The sequence below is a fragment of the Anaerotruncus sp. 80 genome, assembly GCF_009936115.1.
GTDB classification, from domain to species: Bacteria; Bacillota; Clostridia; order Peptostreptococcales; family Anaerovoracaceae; genus Senimuribacter; species Senimuribacter intestinalis.
On the sequence record NZ_QWES01000029.1, the window covers coordinates 1 to 19,970 of the forward strand.

Annotated in this window: 18 protein-coding genes and 1 riboswitch; of the genes, 2 read left to right on the top strand and 16 right to left on the bottom strand. The window is 43.1% G+C overall.

What is annotated here, in order from left to right:
• Positions 1-137: 137 nt before the first annotated feature.
• The 11 genes from fusA to D1155_RS13220 all read right to left on the bottom strand — a co-directional run bounded on the left by fusA (position 138) and on the right by D1155_RS13220 (position 14,722).
• The gene (fusA, locus tag D1155_RS13170; protein ID WP_160202879.1) at positions 138-2,207 is read right to left on the bottom strand and encodes an elongation factor G; all 2,070 of its coding nucleotides are present in this window, start codon (positions 2,205-2,207) and stop codon (positions 138-140) included.
• Between the two features lie 41 nt (positions 2,208-2,248).
• Entirely contained in the window at positions 2,249-2,719 is a 471-nt protein-coding gene (gene rpsG, locus D1155_RS13175; RefSeq protein WP_160202880.1) for a 30S ribosomal protein S7, read from the bottom strand.
• A 456-nt stretch (positions 2,720-3,175) separates the two neighbouring features.
• Positions 3,176-3,592, bottom strand: coding sequence for a 30S ribosomal protein S12 (gene rpsL, locus D1155_RS13180; protein ID WP_160202881.1), 417 nt, complete (start codon positions 3,590-3,592; stop codon positions 3,176-3,178).
• Between the two features lie 245 nt (positions 3,593-3,837).
• Complete coding sequence (locus D1155_RS13185) at positions 3,838-4,731, bottom strand: cation diffusion facilitator family transporter (RefSeq protein WP_160202882.1); 894 nt, start codon at positions 4,729-4,731, stop codon at positions 3,838-3,840.
• Positions 4,732-4,750: 19 nt separating this feature from the next.
• On the bottom strand, positions 4,751-6,007 hold the full coding sequence (locus D1155_RS13190) for an L-serine ammonia-lyase, iron-sulfur-dependent, subunit alpha (protein WP_201759601.1): 1,257 nt from the start codon (positions 6,005-6,007) through the stop codon (positions 4,751-4,753).
• A gap of 8 nt (positions 6,008-6,015) precedes the next feature.
• Entirely contained in the window at positions 6,016-7,791 is a 1,776-nt protein-coding gene (locus D1155_RS13195) for a sigma 54-interacting transcriptional regulator (RefSeq protein ID WP_160202884.1), read from the bottom strand.
• 17 nt (positions 7,792-7,808) lie between these two features.
• Complete coding sequence (locus tag D1155_RS13200) at positions 7,809-8,837, bottom strand: uroporphyrinogen decarboxylase family protein (RefSeq protein ID WP_243151104.1); 1,029 nt, start codon at positions 8,835-8,837, stop codon at positions 7,809-7,811.
• Positions 8,838-8,849: 12 nt separating this feature from the next.
• Entirely contained in the window at positions 8,850-10,253 is a 1,404-nt protein-coding gene (locus D1155_RS13205; RefSeq protein WP_160202885.1) for a Na+/H+ antiporter NhaC family protein, read from the bottom strand.
• A gap of 585 nt (positions 10,254-10,838) precedes the next feature.
• Positions 10,839-12,236 (bottom strand): sodium:solute symporter family protein, encoded by a 1,398-nt coding sequence (locus tag D1155_RS13210; RefSeq protein ID WP_160202886.1) that lies wholly within the window; start codon positions 12,234-12,236, stop codon positions 10,839-10,841.
• 15 nt (positions 12,237-12,251) lie between these two features.
• Positions 12,252-13,457 (bottom strand): amidohydrolase family protein, encoded by a 1,206-nt coding sequence (locus D1155_RS13215; RefSeq protein WP_160202887.1) that lies wholly within the window; start codon positions 13,455-13,457, stop codon positions 12,252-12,254.
• Positions 13,458-13,477: 20 nt separating this feature from the next.
• Positions 13,478-14,722 carry an MFS transporter gene (locus tag D1155_RS13220; RefSeq protein ID WP_347560999.1) on the bottom strand — a complete coding sequence of 415 codons (1,245 nt, stop codon included), beginning with the start codon at positions 14,720-14,722 and terminating at the stop codon, positions 13,478-13,480.
• 206 nt (positions 14,723-14,928) lie between these two features.
• Here D1155_RS13220 and D1155_RS13225 point away from each other — a divergent pair, with 206 nt between their 5' ends.
• Complete coding sequence (locus D1155_RS13225) at positions 14,929-15,630, top strand: helix-turn-helix domain-containing protein (RefSeq protein ID WP_160202889.1); 702 nt, start codon at positions 14,929-14,931, stop codon at positions 15,628-15,630.
• A gap of 3 nt (positions 15,631-15,633) precedes the next feature.
• Here the strand turns inward: D1155_RS13225 and D1155_RS13230 are convergent, their stop codons facing one another.
• The 4 genes from D1155_RS13230 to D1155_RS16025 all read right to left on the bottom strand — a co-directional run bounded on the left by D1155_RS13230 (position 15,634) and on the right by D1155_RS16025 (position 18,283).
• On the bottom strand, positions 15,634-16,941 hold the full coding sequence (locus tag D1155_RS13230; protein ID WP_160202890.1) for an NCS2 family permease: 1,308 nt from the start codon (positions 16,939-16,941) through the stop codon (positions 15,634-15,636).
• Between the two features lie 65 nt (positions 16,942-17,006).
• A riboswitch (cobalamin riboswitch) is annotated at positions 17,007-17,182 on the bottom strand.
• Positions 17,183-17,428: 246 nt separating this feature from the next.
• Positions 17,429-17,617, bottom strand: a complete 189-nt coding sequence (locus D1155_RS15605) for a hypothetical protein (RefSeq protein ID WP_207709532.1) — start codon at positions 17,615-17,617, stop codon at positions 17,429-17,431.
• Entirely contained in the window at positions 17,614-18,153 is a 540-nt protein-coding gene (locus D1155_RS13235) for a GNAT family protein (protein ID WP_160202892.1), read from the bottom strand. The genes D1155_RS15605 and D1155_RS13235 overlap by 4 nt, the downstream gene beginning before the upstream one ends.
• A 1-nt stretch (position 18,154) precedes the next feature.
• Positions 18,155-18,283: a hypothetical protein gene (locus D1155_RS16025; RefSeq protein ID WP_279261871.1), complete on the bottom strand. Its 129-nt coding sequence runs from the start codon at positions 18,281-18,283 to the stop codon at positions 18,155-18,157.
• A 177-nt stretch (positions 18,284-18,460) separates the two neighbouring features.
• Here D1155_RS16025 and D1155_RS15610 point away from each other — a divergent pair, with 177 nt between their 5' ends.
• Positions 18,461-18,832, top strand: a complete 372-nt coding sequence (locus D1155_RS15610) for a transposase (protein WP_160202894.1) — start codon at positions 18,461-18,463, stop codon at positions 18,830-18,832.
• 359 nt (positions 18,833-19,191) lie between these two features.
• Here the strand turns inward: D1155_RS15610 and D1155_RS13255 are convergent, their stop codons facing one another.
• The gene (locus D1155_RS13255) at positions 19,192-19,938 is read right to left on the bottom strand and encodes an aspartate/glutamate racemase family protein (RefSeq protein WP_160202895.1); all 747 of its coding nucleotides are present in this window, start codon (positions 19,936-19,938) and stop codon (positions 19,192-19,194) included.
• Positions 19,939-19,970 lie beyond the last annotated feature (32 nt).

A 19,970-nucleotide genomic window follows, 5' to 3' on the forward strand; every position in this document is an offset into this window, starting at 1 on the left:
TGGCCAATGGTTCCGATATTGATATGCGGTTTGGTTCTCTCAAATTTTGCTTTTGCCATTTTTGTTTTCCTCCTAATGATAGGTCTGCCCCAGTCGCTAGTCCGAAAGGACAGACCGCTAAAGGTTAATTTATAATTTTATTTATTTCCAATTTTTTCAACTAAGCTGTCAGGCAATTTTTCGAAGTGGTCCATCTGCATTACATATACACCACGACCCTGAGTCTTGGAACGCAGGTCGGTTGCATAGCCGAACATTTCGGACAGAGGTACCATACCTCTTACTGCAACAACGCCGTTGTTCATGTCAGAACCTTCGATTCTTCCTCTTCTGGAGGAGATATCGCCGATTACATCACCCATATATTCTTCAGGAACTGTAACTTCAACTTTGAAGATTGGCTCCAGAAGAACTGGTTTTGCCTTCTTAGCTGCTTCTCTGAATGCCATGGAAGCGGCAACCTTAAATGCCATTTCAGAGGAGTCGACTTCGTGATAGGAACCATCGTACAGTTCTACACCAACGTCTACTACCTGATATCCTGCAATAGGACCGTTTTCCATCGCTTCTTTGATACCGTCTTCAATCTTAGGGATGTATTCCTTAGGAATTGCACCACCGACGATATTGTTGACAAATTCAAAGCCTGCACCCGGTTCTCTCGGATAAACCTTGATTTTAACATGACCATACTGACCGTGACCACCGGACTGTTTAGCATACTTGTGGTCAACATCAGCGTTGGAAGAAATGGTTTCTTTGTAGGATACCTGAGGTTTACCTACGTTTGCTTCTACCTTAAATTCACGCAACAGTCTGTCTACGATGATTTCCAGGTGAAGTTCTCCCATGCCGGCGATGATGGTCTGTCCGGTATCTTCGTTTGTATAGGTCTTGAAAGTTGGGTCTTCTTCTGCCAGCTTAGCCAGCGCAATGCCCATCTTTTCCTGACCTGCCTTGGTCTTAGGCTCGATTGCGATTTCGATTACTGGATCCGGGAATTCCATGGATTCCAGAATAATCTCATGTTTTTCATCGCAAAGTGTATCACCAGTTGTAGTATCTTTCAAACCTACTGCAGCAGCAATATCTCCGGAGTAAACCTTGTCGATTTCCTCTCTCTTGTTTGCATGCATCTGCAGGATTCTTCCGATTCTGCCCTTCTTACCCTTTGTAGAGTTGTAGATATAGGAACCGGAATCCAGTGTACCGGAGTAAACACGGAAGAATGCCAGCTTACCAACAAACGGGTCAGCCATAATCTTAAATGCAAGTGCTGAGAACGGTTCGTTATCATCAGCGTGTCTTACGTCTTCTTCTCCAGTATCTGGGTTAACACCCTTAATAGGCGGAATATCAACTGGGGACGGCATATAGTCGATGACTGCGTCCAGCATCATCTGTACGCCCTTGTTTCTATATGCACTGCCGCAAAGCATCGGAACCATTTCGCAGGCAATCGTCTGCTTTCTGATGGTATCTTTCATTTCTTTTACGGTCAGTTCTTCGCCTTCCAGGAATTTCATCATCAGTTCTTCGTCACATTCAGCAACGGATTCTACTAATTTTTCTCTCCATTCTGCGGCAAGTTCCTTCATATCGTCAGGAATCTCAGTGATTTCAAATTCCTGTCCTAGTTCATCTTTGTAAATCTCTGCTTTCATTTCTACCAGGTCGATAATTCCAACGAAACTATCTTCCGCACCGATAGGAAGCTGAACAGGCACTGCATTTGCTTTCAGTCTGTCCTTAACCATGTCAACTACTCTGAAGTAGTTTGCTCCTAAAATGTCCATTTTGTTTACAAAAATCATTCTAGGAACACCGTACTTTTCAGCCTGTCTCCAAACTGTTTCGGACTGCGGTTCAACACCGCCCTTTGCACAAAGTACAGTTACTGCTCCATCCAGTACTCTCAGGGAACGTTCTACTTCTACTGTAAAGTCAACGTGACCCGGGGTATCGATGATGTTGATTCTATGGTTCTTCCACTGTGCTGTAGTTGCTGCAGAGGTAATTGTAATACCACGTTCCTGTTCCTGTTCCATCCAGTCCATTGTAGCTGCACCATCGTGGGTTTCGCCAATCTTATGGGTTCTTCCTGTATAGAAAAGGATACGCTCCGTGGTAGTGGTCTTTCCGGCGTCGATGTGCGCCATGATACCAATGTTTCTTGTTTTCTCAAGTGAAAACTGTCTACCAGCCATTACATTTCCTCCATTTTTTTATGAAATTGAAGAAAGTGAAATTACCATCTGAAGTGTGCAAATGCCTTGTTAGCTTCTGCCATCTTATGTGTATCTTCTTTCTTCTTTACAGATGCGCCAGTGTTATTTGCTGCATCCATTAATTCTTTTGCCAGTCTTTCAGACATAGTCTTTTCGCCTCTAAGTCTGGTGTACTTCGTCAGCCATCTCAAACCTAAAGTCTGTCTTCTTTCCGGTCTTACTTCAATAGGAACCTGATAGTTTGCACCACCGATTCTTCTTGCTTTTACTTCTAAAACAGGCATGATATTGTTCATTGCCTTTTCGAATACTTCCAAAGGTTCTTCGCCGGTTGCTTCCTTGATTCTATCGAAGGCGGAATATACAATCGACTGTGCTGTACCTTTCTTTCCGTCAAGCATGATGCTGTTGATCAGTTTTGCTACAACAACACTGCCGTATACTGGATCTGGAAGTACTTCACGTTTTGGTGTGTTACCTTTTCTTGGCACTTCTCTTCCCTCCTCGCTTGATAATTTCGCATAAGGCGTTGTTGCTGCACTCGTCGCATTCGCTACCGTACTTAAGTACGCGGCGCTTCATGCTCCTCCTGCGCGCCTAGCCTTATGCGAAATTATCGGCGCGAGAGTATGCTCTTCTCTCATGCCACTCCTCTTTCTATAAGGCTTGCCTTATCATTGAAATTACCTGCACAATTGTTCTAACTGATTTTCTAATTGCACATTCTCTTCACCCATACGCAAAAGCGCAGGATTACTCTGGAATCGCCCTGCAATTAAATAGGCGTCCAGTCTTACGGGGGTACTCGACTTCCTTCCAAGGAGCCGCGAGCGCACTTAATATCCTGTCGTACCATGCCAGAGGCTGTACATCCTGCCAGCATCAATATTATATATATTAAGGGCTCTTTCTATTCCCGATTCATTCTTTACTTGTAAGAAATATTCTTATTTCTTCTTAGGTCTCTTAGCACCGTACTTGGAACGAGCCTGATTTCTGTTGTTTACGCCGGCAGTGTCCAGTGTACCTCTGATGATGTGATAACGCACACCTGGGAGGTCCTTAACTCTTCCGCCTCTAATCAGCACTACGCTGTGTTCCTGCAGGTTGTGACCGATACCAGGAATATAAGCGGTTACTTCGATACCGTTGGACAGACGTACTCTGGCAACCTTTCTAAGAGCGGAATTCGGCTTCTTAGGGGTTACAGTCTTAACTGAAGTGCACACGCCTCTCTTCTGTGGTGAGTTGGTGTTAGTTGCTACTCTTCTTAAAGAGTTCATACCCTTACCGAGAGCAGGAGCGGTTGACTTCTTAACAGAACTGGTTCTGCCCTGACGTACTAATTGGTTAATAGTAGGCATTCGTTTCTCCTTTCTTTTTAAACTTTATTTTCACAATCAAACTGACCCTAAATCACTTCTAGGGTCAATTTCATTCGAAACGCTCTAATATTTTATCACATATTTTTTCCAAGTGCAAGGAAATTATTCCTGATTTTGCTGTAAATTTAGCCGAAGATGTGGGAACAATCTTTGACTTCTAAAAATCTCTATTCCGTTTAGACACACAGGTGAAACCCCTAAAAAGTATATAATGCCATCCACCTTCAGTTCAAAGAAGGATTTACATGAACCATACAATGCTTGATATTCTCATCACTGCGCTCAATCGTCGCATGGACGTCTTCTGCAATCGTATGCGCATTCTTAAGGCTCAGTTCGCCATCTACCTGAATTTCCACATCTACATACATTTTCGCACCAAATTGTCTCGTCTTGATATCATCAATATCGATCACACCCTGCACATTTTTAATTTCCTGCTCCATGTTCTGTATGATGCTGTCATCGCAGCTTTTATCCACCATTTTATCCACAGTCTCAAGGAAAATATCTACAGCAATCTTGATAATAAAAATACAAATTACAATACTTGCAATAGGATCCAGAACTGCAAATCCCATACGAGCGCCGGCAATTCCAATCAAACTGCCCACAGAGGAGAATGCATCAGATCTGTGGTGCCAAGCTTCCGCTTTCAGAGAAACCGAATTGATTTTCCTAGCTGCAATAATCGTATACCAGTACATACCTTCCTTTACAAGGATGGACACCACCGCCGCTGCAAGCGCAAGGGTTCCGGGCGCTGCAACAGTTGCCTCAGCTCTGATAGAAAGCACCGTTTTTATCCCTGCATATCCAATTGCAATGCCAGCCAGCACAAGTATATTTGCAAGAAGCAGCGCAATGACACATTCCATTCTTTCATGACCGTAAGGATGCTCCTTATCTGCCTTTTTTCCAGAAAGATGTGCGCCTAAAATCACCAGTCCTGTGCCCAAAACGTCTGAACCGGAATGGATTGCATCAGAAATCATAGCATGGGAATTGGCAATGACTCCAGCCACCAGCTTGACTGACGCCAACAAAATATTCCATACAAGACTCACATTGGAAACACGAATGATTACTTGTTTGGCGTCATCTTTTTTATATTCCATACTTTTCAGCTCCTCAAAATTAATTGGAAATCATCATATTCAATATTTCCGTGTCAGTATTCTTCATCCCTTCTTTTCCCAGTCTCCATATGTTTTCAATGGTCTCCTCAGCGGATTCTTCAACCAGCCCTTCTCCATCCTGAAATCTGCTGCCATCTATGGCAAGTTCCCTGGCCATAATTGACGCATCTAGGGCAGATGCAATCTTTGCAGCACAGGACGCTTTCGCACCATCACATACGATACCCGAAACATTTCCCAGGGTGTTGATCACACCATTGGAAATCACATCAAAAGAGTCGTCATACAGAAAACTGATACCAGCACCCGCACCGCAGGCAGCCCCCACGACGCCACAAAAAGCTGATAATTTTCCGATCCCTCTTTTGATATGTATTGCTACTAAATTGCTGAGAATCAGCGCGCGATACAGCTTTTCATCCGATACACCTAAATATTCTGCGTACTTAACAACGGGAACAGATACGGTGATCCCCTGGTTTCCGCTGCCTGAATTGATTACTACCGGCAGTTCACAACCTGCCATTCTGGCATCAGAGCCTGCTGCCGCATATGCCTTTGCAACTTCACGAATCTCATGGTGCCTGTGTTTCAGAATGCTTTTTCCCACGTTTGCACCATACTGATTCTTTATGCCCTCTTCAGAAATCGCTTTATTATACTGAATCTGACGTTCTATGTATGGAATCAATTCCGCAATATCGCCTTCTCTGGCAAAATCATAGATTCCTTTCAGATCCATAATCTTTTCCTCTTCCTCGAAATCATGGAAGGACTCACTTTCGCTTTCGAGAATCGACTGTCCGTCTCTGGCAACTTTGACAATGTTTGTATGCCATTGCGAAATCACGACCTCCGCACAGTGGGTGCCGTCAGAAATAATCATATCAATGTACAGATTCTCAACACCCGCAGCCAACTCTACAGAACAGATGCCCTTTTCGAGATACTGAACCATTGTCGCAACCTGTTCTTCCGTAATGCCCTTCAGAACCTCCAGCTTGTCATCCGGGTTTCCCCACAGTACGCCCAAAAGTGCGCTGGTCTCTATGCCTCTCATATCTTTCGTGGATGGCACAATCACGCCTTTCACATTTTTGATGATATTTCCGCTGCAGCGAACCAACACCTTCTCCGGAACATTTCCCAGTACTTTTCTGGCGACTGCCCCTGCATATGCAATCGCAATAGGTTCTGTACACCCCATGGCGGGCATCAGTTCCGTTTCCAATATTCTAATATATGCATTTTTCATATGTTTGTTCACTCCTTCAGTTTTCTATACAATGTCGCAATTCCGATGCCAAGCGCATCTGCAGCTTTCTGCTTGCCTTCGGTAGTATCACCGTAAACACGGATTGCCTCATCGATATAGGCCTTTTCTACATCCTTCAGCGGCTTTATCTCTGCCGAATGCTCTATAGAAAATTCTTTTCTCTCACATTTTACACGCGCAGGCAGACTGTCAGGCTCTATCACCCTCCTATTGGAAATGTTTACGCAGTATTCTACAACATTCTGCAGTTCCCGTACATTCCCCGGCCAGTCGTACGTCTCCAGCATTTTCATCGCTTTTTTGGAAAATCTGCTGATATTTTTGTTCAGCACTTCATTGTATTTTTTTATAAAGGTATCCACAAGAAAAGGAATGTCACTTTTCCGCTCCCGCAATGCCGGCACATAAATCGGAATCACATTAAGACGGTAAAACAGATCTTCTCTGAATGCACCGGACACAATCATCTCTTCAAGATTTCGATTGGTTGCCGCAATAATTCTTATGTCTGTTGCGATATCAACATTTGAACCGATTCTCTGTATTTTCTTTTCCTGAATGGCACGAAGCAGCTTGGCCTGCAGATGAATCGGAATCTCTCCAACTTCATCGAGAAGCAGAGTTCCCTTGTTTGCCAATTGAAACTTGCCGATTCTCCCACCCTTTGCCGCGCCGGTGAATGCGCCCTCTTCATACCCAAACAGTTCACTTTCAAGAAGATTATCCGGAATTGCTGCACAATTGACAGAAATAAATGGTCCCGCTGATCTTCTGCTTGCATTGTGTATCGCTCTTGCTATGATTTCCTTTCCCGTTCCGCTTTCTCCCTGAATCAGAACGGTCGATAAGCTGTTGGCAATCTTCTGCGCCTGCATCTTCAGATTCTGAATCGGTTTGCTTTTACCGATCAAATCTTTAAATGTCATTTCTGAAGATGCATTGGTGACTCGGTTGATTTCCTCATAATACTTTTCGCTGTCCCGAAAATAAATCACGCTGCCTACCTGTGTGCCCTCATCGTTGATGGAAACAACCGTAACCATTTCATGGTTGATTTCAGTTTTTCCGTCCGAAAAGGACAGCTCTTTGCTGAAGGTTCCGTTTACGTGGTATAGGCTCTTCATCAGTTCGCTGCATTCTGCAAGTTGGCGAATATCTGTGATTCTTTCAGGCATCTTCGGTCCGATGCCGAAAAGCTTCCTAAACATCTGATTCCCATAAATAATTCTTTCATCGTTATCAATACATACCACTGCACTGCCGATATGGTCGACAACTGCCTGCAGCTGCTTTTTTACAACAGACAGTTCATAGTTTTCCTGATTTTCGTCCAGCTTACTGATGAGCAGCTCTGACATCTTTGAAATAAAATTCTTCAACTGATCTACGCGTTCTTTTTTATCGCCGGAAAGTCTTTTTTCTTTGGAATAAAGTGCGATGCACCCTATTACAACGTCATTTTTCAATAAAGGAAAAGCTATGATAGAGTGAATATCACAGGTTCTGAAATTCGCGCACAGGCTGCATCCCTTTAAAGAATGCTTAATATCCTCGCTGACAATCGTTGTCTTATGTGCCATTGCATTGAGCATAATTGACTGTTTCGTCACAGAAATATCAGTCAGTTCCGAAGGACTGCTGCAATTGCTGTCACCTAAAAGATTCATCTCATTATCACAGATGACTACCTCTTCGTTGATTACAGATGCAATGGTTTTCGCCGTTGCGAAAGCATATTCTCTAATGTGCATTAACTCTGTCATACGTCTTCCCCTACATATTATTTACCGTACTTGGTTGCCGCAATTCTCGCAGCCAGGTAATTTTCAAGTGGTGTATCCTCGTAGATGGTACACCCCGGTCCCAGCATGAATCCAGTTCTGCCTGCCATTTCTACTGCCTCGCGAATATGTCCATATACGTTTTGATAGCTAGTTTTGTTGAAATACTGCTCTTCATTAATGCCTCCAATCAGACATTTGTCCGTGTATTTTCTAGCCTCTGCCAAACTCGGTCCCACCCATCTGTCATGCCAGTTGAGACAGGTGCCCGGGTAGTTTGCAAGTCTTTCAAACATGGACTTCTCTTTTTCCTGTGTAAAGCTATGTACGTGAATTACGTTGAACCAGGTTCGGTCTGCATATGCACCGATGACTTTCAAATCATACTGCTCACCAAATACATCATACATTTCGTCCGTCATAAATCTGTAGTTTGCAAGCTGACTTGCAAAGAAAAACCCGCTGACGCCAAGTTTGATGTTTTCGTTTACAAAGGCAATTGTAGTTTCCGTAACCTGCTCCAGCGCACGATGCACCAGTGTCGGATGCGCTTCGATTTCCTCAAAGAGTTTCTTTTCGCCCAACAGCTTGTACAATGTAGTGATTGGACTGAAAATGGTGTGAATCACCGGCGCCTCATCCTGGTGTTCTTTCATAAGCTGCAGCATTCTTTCCGCATATTTCAGCTGATTGCCGTAGGTGCCCTTTGTCACGTCAAGAGGCACGATTTTTTCCCAGTCCTCCGGCGTCTCTATAAACGCTTCTACGATTCGCGGCCACTGATCCGGCTGGCATATTTTTTCAATTTTACATCCGTAATCTTCTACCGTGTAAAGTCCAAAAGGCATCAGCTTTACAAAATCAATATCTGTTTCTCTGTAAAAGGCAAACTGTTTATCGGCCAGTTTCACATAGTCCTGATCCACATCCGTGTGATGTGGCCAGAGCCCCAAAGGAATTCTATCTACTTCTTGAAAGTTGACTGCCGCTTTGACGCGTTCTGTCTTTGTCATAGTTCTGCTACACATATTGTCCCTCCTTTAAAACGGTCCGTAATTGATCAGATTTGCCGCAATCAGAATCACTGCACCTATGCAGATCCAGATCAGCATCAGCGGCCAGATAAATTTGAACCACTTATTGTACGGAACCTTCGTTACTGCCAGATAGGACATCAGTACTGTGGAGGTCGGAATAATAGAATTGCTGAAACCGTCTCCAAACTGGAAGCAAAGTACTGCAGTCTGTCTTGTAACCTGCACAATATCAGAAAGCGGAATCATAATCGGCATAATGGTTGCCGCCTGCCCTGTGGAAGATGGAATAAAAAAGTTTACTATAATCTGCACAATAAACATGCCGACTACAGAGATGCCTGTAGGCAGCGCAATGACAGCCTGACTCAGGGCATGAATGATGGTATCCATAATCTGACCTTCTTCCATAACAATTACGATGGCTTTCGCAAACCCTGTTACCAGTGCGCCAAAAGTCAGTGATGCCGCACCTTCAACAAAAGTATTTGCAATTTTGTTCAGATTCAATCCACCGATGATTCCGGCAATCACTCCAACTGCAATGAAAATACCTGACATTTCATCAATGTACCACTCCCAGTTGAATACACCGTATACCATGAATATGATTCCGGCTACAAACAGAAGCATAATTGCAACATCTCTTTTTCCCATCTTCGCGATCTGAGAAATATCCACATCTTCTTTTTCTGTTTCACATCTGCATCCGTAGACAATGCTGGCTTTCGGATCTGCCTTCACCTTTTTTGCGTAGCGCATGATATACCAGACTGTCACAGCAAACATGATCACAAAAACAACAATTCTCAGTTCGATGCCGGAGTACATTGGTAACTCAGCAATAGATTGTGCAACACCTGTAGAAAATGGATTTAAAAATCCTGCATTGAATCCGCATGCTGCACCAAGGGTAACTGCTGACAGACCAGTAAGGGCATCATATCCAAAAGCGTGGGCTACTGCTACTCCAATAGGTGCAAATACCACCAGTTCATCAGATGCACCGAATGTTGCGCCCATCAGACCAAAAACAAAAGCGAAAACTGGGATAAAAAACTTGCCCATAAATTTGTTTCTGGCTAAGGTTCCCACACCATGCTCAATTGCACCGGTTGCATTGATGATTTCCATGGATCCACCAATGATAAATACGAAGAAAATAACGTCTCCCACGCCCTGCATTCCAAGTGTGACAGAAGTAAGTAGTGAAAGCAGCGAAACCGGTGATTTTTCCACATATTCAAACGAATTAGGATCAATGACATCTTTCCTGATTTCCTCATTAAACACTGTGCTGTAACTACCCGCAGGGATAACGTACGTTAAAATTGCCATTAAGATTACAAATCCGCAAATAATGACATACGTATGTGGAACTCTGCTTTTCTTGTCATTTAAAGTTTCCATTTCATTCCTCCTTAAGATTATGCGCTGTTTTGTAGACAAGTTCCTTTATTATTTATAAAGCAATTATTGTGCCAACTCCTTGAACCCTTACAAAACGAAGATTTCTTCCGTATCGATTTTTTCTTTGTCTTTCCTGATTATCATTTTGATAATCAGGAAAGACTTAATTATCATTCTAATAAATTTTTATAAATATTTCAATATATGAATTCATTTTTATCATATTGATAATTGACGGAAGTTTCCCTCTCGGCCAAAAAGAAAAAAGAATCCCAAGACTTCTGCCTCGGGATTCTTTCCGTGCCGGTTAGGTGTACGGGTATATTTTCTTCTGGACGCAAAGCCGTACCATGGCTTAGACTTCCTATTTCATGATGTCATTCGCTTTTTATATCGATTCCCCATATTTCTCAAAATATTCCTCTGCCAACATAGACATCAAGTGCACATCATAAAGTACCCCGTTTTTTCTGCAGTTTTTTCGAAGCACACCCTCATACTGAAATCCAAGATTCAGATATAGGTGCGCCGCCGGATTTCCCGTGTAATGATCCGGATAGACTCGCTGCAAAATCGCGTAATTTTTTACTTGCTTATCGACGCCTTATCCTTTGAGACCATCGAAACACCATACAGCAAAATTCCACTGACAGCTAAGCTAACTAAAACCGATGGAATTTTTCCAAGAATCGACACCTTGCCTAAGACAAAAAACTCCCATGCAAGTCCGCAAATGATTGAGCCTGCCACACTGGCAATCGCCGCTTTCTTCGTCGCCCAATCCGTGTACAATCCCAGGAGCATCGGAAGGAAAACTGCCGAACTGTAAAACAAACCGGATGTATATAGCACCGCAATGATATTATCAAAAGCCAACGAAATAGCAAGACTTATCAGCGCTATAACAACTGTCGCAACCTTCGATAGTTTCACGTCACTCAGCTCTATTTCTCTCTTTTCCACGATCGGCATCAGAACATCACTTACACTAAGCACTGTAACCGCATGCAATACCGAAGTACTGGTCGAAATCGTCGCCGCGAAAACACCAGCAACTGCAATCCCCGCAAAGCCTGCAGGCAGCACTTTAACAAGAAGCGTCGAAAACACCATATTCGAGTCTGTTATCTCTGGAAGAAGCGACACAGCGCTTACACCAATTAACCCCGTTGCTGCCGAAACCACAACATAAAATCCTGCAGTAAACAGCATCCCAAATCTTGCCGTACTGCCGTCTTTTGCAGATACAATTCGTTGTATATAATTCTGATTGGTCCCATAAGAGATGCCAAACAAAATCCCCCAGGACAACGGCGTCCATATGCCTATACTGCCGATCGACATAAATCCTTCCGGCAAACTCCTCGTTATTTCTCCAAGGCCTCCACCTGCACTGATTGTCACAGGTACTGCCGTAAAAACAGCCGCCACCATAACAAAGAACAGCAAAATGTCTGTATTAACAACAGTTCTCAAACCCCCGCTAGTCAAAAACAATGTAATAAGCATTCCGATTACCAGTGTAATTCGCACGTCTAAACCAGTCAACGTGTTAAGCATTACAGATGAAACCGTAAACTGTGTCGACAGTGCAGCAACAGACGCACAGATGTGCATTACACTGGTAATGTACTTTACGCTCAATCCATATCGTTTACCCAAATAATCCGGTACAGTAAGTCCGTTCAAACCGTTGAGCCTTTTCGCCAAAACAAAGCCTATCAGTAAGAATCCTGGCGCAGCGGCAAGGTTCCACCACATGCCGCCCATCCCCATCAGATAGCAGTACCCTACTGCGCCAACCAGTCCGCTCCCGCCAAAATCCGTCGCCGCCATAGACAGTCCGGTTTGCAGCTTATTCAAGCCTTTATTCATCGTCAGAAAATCACTTGAATCCGAAAGTTTGCGATTGGAGCAGTGACCAACAATTAAAACAGCTGCAAGTAGCAGAGCCATAAAAATATAGTCTATCGTCTTCATCATTCTACACAGCCTTCTTTACTCGACAAACAATTTACCTTCCTTAAATACATATTTGGGTAGTTTTTTCATGTCCTCAATATTTATATCAGGCTCACCTTCCATTACGATTAAGTCAGCCAATTTGCCTTCTTTTACGGTTCCAATACTCTCCTGCAGTCCTACAAGAGCTGCACTGTCCACCGTCGCCATCTTCAGTAGCTCTTCGTTAGAAAATCCCGCCGCCTTTCTGGCAATAAATTCCAACCCAGGGAATTCATTAAAAGTAACTCTGTCTGCATCCGTACCCCAACCAAGCCTAATTCCGGCGCGATAGGCTTTTGTCATATACTCCGAAATATGCTCCATGATTTCTATAGAACGTTCATGCATGAACGCAGGCGTATTTCCCGTCAAATCCTTCAACATGGAATATGCAATTTCCACAGTTGGAACGATGAAAGTCTGGTTTCCATGCGCTAATAATGTCTCGATACACGCATCATCAATGTAGGAAGCATGCTCAATACTGCCTATTTCTGCCTCCGCACATGCCATAATGCCCTTTTTTCCATGACAATGAGCCGCTACATAAGTTCCCTGTTCTTTCGCCGCATCGGAAAGTGCCTTCAGTTCTTCAAAAGAGCAGATCATAGCTCCAGGATCCCCACCGATGTTCATAACTGCACCAGTTGCCATATATTTGACAAAATCACAGCCAGCTTCAATATCTTCTCTCACAATTTTTCTTGCGTCAGCCACATCGTCAAACACTTTATAAAGTGGTCCGAATTCTGCATTGCCCGGTGCAGTCGGGGTGTTACAATGGCCGGAAGCAATCACACGCGGACCCATGATAGTTCCCTTAGCATACATGTCACGCAGCGTTACGCCCAGATTAAATGCAGAGCCACAGTCCCTAACCGTAGTATAACCGCTGCGCAGATAATCAAAGCCATATTCAATTCCTTCCACTAGTTCTTTTACCGCACTGCGATATTTAATCTGCAAAACGTCCATCGTTGTAAAATCAAAATGCATATGTAAATCCAACATACCCGGCATGAGAGTATCTCCTTTGACATCCAGTATGTCAACATCCCCCTCAAAGGCAGTTCCCGCCGGAAGAATCGTCTTAATTCTCTTGTCTTCAATCACAACATCTGCCAGTTGATTTTCTTGAACCACAAATCCCTCAGTCAAATAGGGAATCAGTCTGCAATTTTTCAAAACTAAAGTTTTCATATTACATTCCCTCCAAATCTTTACATCACTGCCCGCTCAGATTCAAAGCAGTGATTTTTCTTTTCATATAAATGCAGCAACACTGCACAAACCACTACAATTCCAAGACCAACTATCAGCAAAATAAAAATGTTGTTATATCCATCTGCGCCTTTTGTATCCAGCCATTTTCCACATAAATTATACAGCCACAGGTCAGTTGAATAGCCTACTGCTGAAGCAATCCCCATAGAAGTTCCGGTAATTTCAAAAGGAACCTTCGCTTCAGGAATCGGAGTATATAGGCCGGAACGGCTCAGCGCAATTACACTGATAAGTACAATACTCAAAATCACCGCAATTGTTTTGCTGGATTCCTGATGCGGAACAAACAGCAGACCCACAATCGTAATACCTATAGCGATACAAACCAGAATCAAGAATTTAGGCGTGCGGCACTTATCCAGAAGAAGCCCTCCCAGCGGCGAGAGGATGATTCTTACCACCGAACGATTTGCAATTGCAAAAGCTGTACTGAAAGTCACAGATACACCGAACAAGCCAGATAAAAACGGGTTGAGATATGTTGCACCAGAGATCACAATAAACAACCCCATAACAATAAACCCGTTCAACCAGGTCACCGGATGCGCCAGCGCTCTTCCAAGCATAGAAAACTTGAAATCATCGTTAGACTCTAAGCCCTTTACATCCTTCACCAGCACCATAATTAAAATAGCCACAATCGCAATTACAACGGCAAAAATTGTCGTTACATATCTGAATCCCATGCTTTCTGCAAACTGTGACAGTGCCGCCAGCACACCGTAACTCATAATTGCACCTACAATTGCTGCACACATTTCAAAGAATCCAAACATCTTTCCTTCTTCGTTTTCATCTGCCTGTGCACGAACCAATTTCAAATATGCCGACCAGTGAATGAAGGTTGTCGATACGCCGAATCCCAAATAGCAGCCAATTAACACCAAGTAGTTAGGTGCAAAGGTCATAAGGATGCCCAGACCTGCTGTCAAAAGCTGTGAAATTACAACCAGCTTCTTCGGTGAAAATCTATCTGCTAAAATACCACCCAGCAGATATCCCGGCGTTGCTGTAAAAGAAAACATCGTCAGTAGCATCCCCGCCTGCTGATTAGATAAATGAAATGCCTCCAAAAATTGCGTATAAAAAGTCGAACTTAAATAGGGCAAATTATAGCACAAAGTAGACAGGGTCAATAAAAACACAATGAAATACTTTCTTCGATCTTTCAAAATAATCACTCCTTATAATAAATTTTCTATCATTATAAAGAACTTCCTTTTCCTTTTCAAAAAACGGTATTTTCATTCTACGACTATTTTCTGCACTTTTTTCCAACGATATTGGATTTTTTGCATAAAATATGCTATACTAATAAAAAACTTTACAAGTTTTACTTTATTTCAGAGAAAAAAGCAATTATATGAAATCTTTGCGGAGGTACAGCATGGAAGAAACAATACGCAGTATACTTGGTCAGCGCATTCGTCACTACAGGAAACAAAAACATTACAGTTTGGCAGAATTTGCTCTACTCATTAACAAAAGTAAATCTTCCCTTTCAAAATATGAGCGTGGGGAAGTATCAATTGATGTGGAAACACTCATTATTATTGCAAAGAATCTTGATGTTCATATTTCACAGCTTCTTGACATGGACTATTTACTTCCAACTGAGAATTTATCACAAGAAACACCCGGTTCTTCACAACCAGGAAAAATCTATTATGTGTACGTACCCTCTCTCATACAGAAAAAAAACAAAGAGGTCAACATCTTGACCATAAATCAAGAAAAAGCTTCCTTTTATGGGCGTGTAGTCGACCCCACCGATTTTGCTAAGTGCACCTATTATTACACAGGAACAGTGCAGACTTTCGATTCATCCCAGAGGATTTTCCTCGCAAATACTGCAAATAAAAATGATTTGCTGGTTCTGGATCTTACCAGCAATTTTGGTACATCTTCAATTATCGTTGGTCTGTTCTGCAGTCTTTCCCTTGGTCGATACGATTCCTTTGTCAGCAAATGTATCGCTACCGAGAATCCTCTTACCGACCTCACCGAAGCCACTGCACTCACAGCTCCAACACGTGATGAATTGAACCAGCTAAAGAAAAGGCATATATTCAAAATACTGCAAACCTAAATTTTACAGGCAGAAATAAAGAAAAAATACCATAGCCAGCGCCACAACAGGCAGATTCACCTCATTTCTTCTGCCAGCGGCAATTTTGCAAATCAGATAAAAAATAAATCCCGCAGCAATTCCTGTCGTAATGGAGTATGTCATAGGCATCGCCACTATGGTAATAAATGCAGGAATGGCGTCATCCAGACGACCAAAATCAACTTTTTTCACTTCCATGAGAAGATACATTCCCACGATAATCAAAGCCGGTGCAGTTACAGCACTTGTCATCACCCCTGTCAGAGGCGAGAACACAACCGCCAGCAAGAAGCACAAAGCAGTTGTTACAGCAGTCAGACCGGTTTTTCCGCCTGCCGCAATCCCGGAAACCGATTCCGCATAGCATGTAACGGTAGAGGTTCCAAATAAAGCGCCCATCACAGAACCTGCCGCATCAGCAATTAAAATCGACCCGCTTCCCGGCATGGTTCCCTTTTCATCGGTCATTCCCGCCCTGGAGCTGGTGCCGATTAAAAAACCAAGGGTATCAAACATATCAACCATGGTCAATGAGATAATAAGCGCAATAAGTGACAGGATACCGGACAAGCCCGCTTTTCCTGAAATCAATCCGGAAAAATCAAGCTTAAAAGCCACGTCCGCTATTGCGCCCGGAAACTCTGCAAGGTGGTCGGGCATCGCTGTCTGTCCTGCCGCCAGACTCAGTACAATCGTTATCACCATACCGATAATCAAACTTCCATTTATGTTCAATACCACCAAAACAGCTGTGATTGCCACTCCAAGCAATGCAATCAGAACTGTAGGCGAACTGAGATCCCCGAGAGCAGGCATTCCGCTTGCTAAAGATATAATCCCTGTATCCAGAAGACCAATGAGCGCTATAAACAGACCCACGCCGGCGCTTATAGCGTATTTCAGATTTACAGGTACTGCATTGATTATCTTATCTCTCAGAGGCGAGATAACAATTAGAAAAAATAGGATTCCGGAAAGGAAGGTAAGTGCCAGCGCCTGCTGCCATGAATATCCGTAAATTCCGCATAGGGTATACGCAAAAAAGGCATTCATCCCCATACCCGGCGCCATCGCAAAAGGCTTATTGCTCAAAAATGCACACAGCAGCGTGCCTGCTGCGGCAGAAAGACATGTAGCAACCATAACGGCGCCGGAACTCATGCCTGTAGATGACAGAAATACCGGGTTCAGAAAAATGATATACGCCATGGCAAAAAAGGTTGTCAGACCGGCGCGTACTTCCTGTCTGACAGTGGTGTGATTTTCTTCCAGTTTAAATAGTTTTTTCATTAGTGCCCTCCATATAAAAAAATAACGCATCCGGCAGAGATACTTTCGCATCATATCTCTCCAATGCGTTTGCGCTGCTTCCCAGCTGGTGTTCTGACTCCAGTATCAGCATCTTTCTTCGCCTTCCCGGTTTCCCAGTGACATCATGAAGAAGACTCCTCTGTTACAGCGTTGGCGGCGTACAGGAATTTCACCTGTTTTCCTTTAAACCCTTTCGGGTACTGGCAAGCTCTTTTCAATTTTCATATATCATTATACACAATTTGAGCGAAAATGCAAGACTTTTGCATGTCTTCAAACAGGGCAAAGGCATGAAAAAAGAAATGTGACAAATATTCGTGATTCTTTTATTTTTGTCAACATCAGAAACCGTTCTCAGACTGACGGAAAAATCTCTTGAAGAGTGTACAAAAGGAAACGCCGTAAACCTGTCAAACTCCACTTATAAAGACAGCCGCCCTTTTCGCTAGGCGGCTGTTAATTATTCTTAATTCTTTAGACATCCCACCGGCACTACATAAATTCCAGCCTGCCTTCGGTAAGCATAATCACCTACGCCAATAAGAATCATTAAAAAAGCCGGTTTTTTCATTTTATCTGTGTCTATTTTTTTCGGCGTGTTGGCATAATTTTTTTCGGCGTGTTGGCGTTTTTCCAGCTTATTCACTGCATTCATTTACCATATCGCTCAAAGTATTCCTCTGCCAGCATGGACATCAGATGCACGTCGTAAAGCACTCCATTCTTCCTGCAATTCTTTCTCAGCACGCCCTCGTACTGAAATCCCAGATTCAGATACAGATGCGCCGCTGGATTTCCCGTATAATGATCCAGATAAACCCGCTTCATGCCAAACTCCTCAAAGCACAGCTTCATAGCCGCTTCCATCGCCTGCCTTCCGTAGCCTTTTCCACGAAGCGCCGTATCCGCAATGTAAATCCGCCAGATTTCACACTTCCAGCCTTCTATGATATCGCCAAGAATAATTCTTCCCACCGGCTCACCGCTCTTGCGCAGACAAATAGTGTACTGGCGCATATCCTCTACTTCATCAAACTTCACATAAGCCTTGGTCACATCTTCAAAGCTTTGCCCATCAGCAATGCTGAAAAACTCCGTTACTTCAGGCTGTCTCTCCCATGGGTCGAAGTATTTCAAACCCTCAAAAACGCTGTCGCGTATGATTAAGTCCTTGGTTTCAATCGGGTTCATATCAATTTTCCTTTTGTTGAGACAGTGCACTCTTAATCAAATACTCCATCCCTGCGGGCATATCATAATTTCCTTCCGCTCCGGCACCAAAGAGAAACGCTATCTTACATCCTGTATTTTTCTTTTCCATGAATTTCCTCAAACAACTATCTTCCTTTCAGCATATTTCAAACCCAAAAGAAAAGAAAGTACTGGACATCCTGCCAAACAGAAAAACCGATGCCCTATACCAATACTTTGCAAGATATCCAAACCGAAACAACGTAAAATACGTCGTCATAGATTTAGGCACACTATTCAGAAGCGCGTGGTAAAAACAGCATTTCCAAAAGCAGAAATCGTCGCCGACCGGTTCCATGCCCTGAGACTTGCCATTTACGCGTTAGAACAAATTCGCAAAGAAGTCCAAAAGAACTTCCACACAAAACGAAGAAAATACTTTAAACATGCCAGAACACTCCTCATCAAACACAAAGAGAAACTGGAGCCAGAAGAACTCGAACAAGTATCCAATATGCTCACACCATCCAAAGAACTAGCCCTGAAAAAACTGGCGTATGACCGATTTGCTTCCCCAGATATCTATACCGCAAAGAAAAGACTACTAGCCTTTAAAATGGCGGTACAAGCAGCAAACCTAGCCTGTTCAACAAAGTTGCCTATACCTACACAGAATTGACGTACCATTTTCCAACGGATATACCGAAGGCTGCAACAATCCAATCAAAGTCACCAAGAGAGTCGCTTATGGCATGAGAAACTACGAAAGATTTAAGAAAAGAATTCTCCATACTATGGTTCAATATTAAACCAAAGGAGACAGCTTTATCACTGCCTCCTCAGTCACTTAAATTTTTTATTTTGCGTTCCACCCCAACATTTTACATTGAACCTGAAATACTGCAAACCTAAAAGCAACCCTCTTTTGTTAGATCCAGTCTCTACAAAAGAGGCTTGCTCTTTCATCCTCTATCTGCAGGTCTGATTAGTCTAAAACTGGCTCCAGTACTTATTTTATGATTATAAAGTATTCATCCCTCAGCTGCCCATAAAAGTAGAAATTTCTACCAACGAAACTTCCCCCAGTGCTGCAGCCACCATACTCATCATAGAACTAAAATCAAACACAGGGAGCCCTGTTGCTTCCTGAATTTTCCTTCTAAATGGCGGCAAATCCGTACATTCGAGAAGAATTGCCCCCATATTCGGGCAGTTTTTCACCCCTTGCTTTACCTCCTCTAAAATTTCCTGCTCTACCAGTTCTGCCTCAAACATCTCGTCTGGATTGGTAAAAATCTTATTCCATTGCGGTGCTCCTTCAAGCCCCATCACATGCAAATCAGTATCTTTATCAACTCCACATGCCGTAAAGTGTTTCCGCGTTAAAGCCTTTCCGTTTGCTGTCAAAACACCAATGGGTCTATCCCCAATCAAATTTTTGATAAATGGAATTTGCAGCAGCGCAGAGGTAAATACGGGCACAGGCACCGCTTTACTAAGCTCAGTTTGAAACACTGCATTAAATCCACAACTTGTAGTAATTGCCTGAATCCCTTCCTCCTCCACCAAGCGCCTTGCAATTTCAATCATGCCTTGCAAAAGTTTCTGACTGGGATTCGTAATCACTGTTTCGGTACAGGCCCCCTCGACATGAATCATTCGCACCTCAAAGGGGTAGGACGCAGGATTAGTACTGTTTCCTGGCAAATTTTCCAACTGCAGCAACCCCATGGGTACTCGTCCTTCCTCCCATCGTAAAATAGCAATTTTGGGTTTTTCATTCATTTCTGATACCTCTTCTATTTTCTTTACTCTTT

Coding starts and splice junctions, on each gene's coding strand:
- D1155_RS13205 (WP_160202885.1), bottom strand. CDS start 10,253: ATGGAAACTTTAAATGACAAGAAAAGCAGAGTTCCACATACGTATGTC.
- rpsL (WP_160202881.1), bottom strand. CDS start 3,592: ATGCCTACTATTAACCAATTAGTACGTCAGGGCAGAACCAGTTCTGTT.
- D1155_RS15605 (WP_207709532.1), bottom strand. CDS start 17,617: ATGAATGCAGTGAATAAGCTGGAAAAACGCCAACACGCCGAAAAAAAT.
- D1155_RS13225 (WP_160202889.1), top strand. CDS start 14,929: ATGGAAGAAACAATACGCAGTATACTTGGTCAGCGCATTCGTCACTAC.
- fusA (WP_160202879.1), bottom strand. CDS start 2,207: ATGGCTGGTAGACAGTTTTCACTTGAGAAAACAAGAAACATTGGTATC.
- D1155_RS16025 (WP_279261871.1), bottom strand. CDS start 18,283: ATGGAAAAGAAAAATACAGGATGTAAGATAGCGTTTCTCTTTGGTGCC.
- D1155_RS13215 (WP_160202887.1), bottom strand. CDS start 13,457: ATGAAAACTTTAGTTTTGAAAAATTGCAGACTGATTCCCTATTTGACT.
- D1155_RS13235 (WP_160202892.1), bottom strand. CDS start 18,153: ATGAACCCGATTGAAACCAAGGACTTAATCATACGCGACAGCGTTTTT.
- D1155_RS13255 (WP_160202895.1), bottom strand. CDS start 19,938: ATGAATGAAAAACCCAAAATTGCTATTTTACGATGGGAGGAAGGACGA.
- D1155_RS13190 (WP_201759601.1), bottom strand. CDS start 6,007: ATGAAAAATGCATATATTAGAATATTGGAAACGGAACTGATGCCCGCC.
- D1155_RS13230 (WP_160202890.1), bottom strand. CDS start 16,941: ATGAAAAAACTATTTAAACTGGAAGAAAATCACACCACTGTCAGACAG.
- D1155_RS13200 (WP_243151104.1), bottom strand. CDS start 8,837: ATGTGTAGCAGAACTATGACAAAGACAGAACGCGTCAAAGCGGCAGTC.
- D1155_RS13195 (WP_160202884.1), bottom strand. CDS start 7,791: ATGACAGAGTTAATGCACATTAGAGAATATGCTTTCGCAACGGCGAAA.
- D1155_RS13210 (WP_160202886.1), bottom strand. CDS start 12,236: ATGATGAAGACGATAGACTATATTTTTATGGCTCTGCTACTTGCAGCT.
- D1155_RS13185 (WP_160202882.1), bottom strand. CDS start 4,731: ATGGAATATAAAAAAGATGACGCCAAACAAGTAATCATTCGTGTTTCC.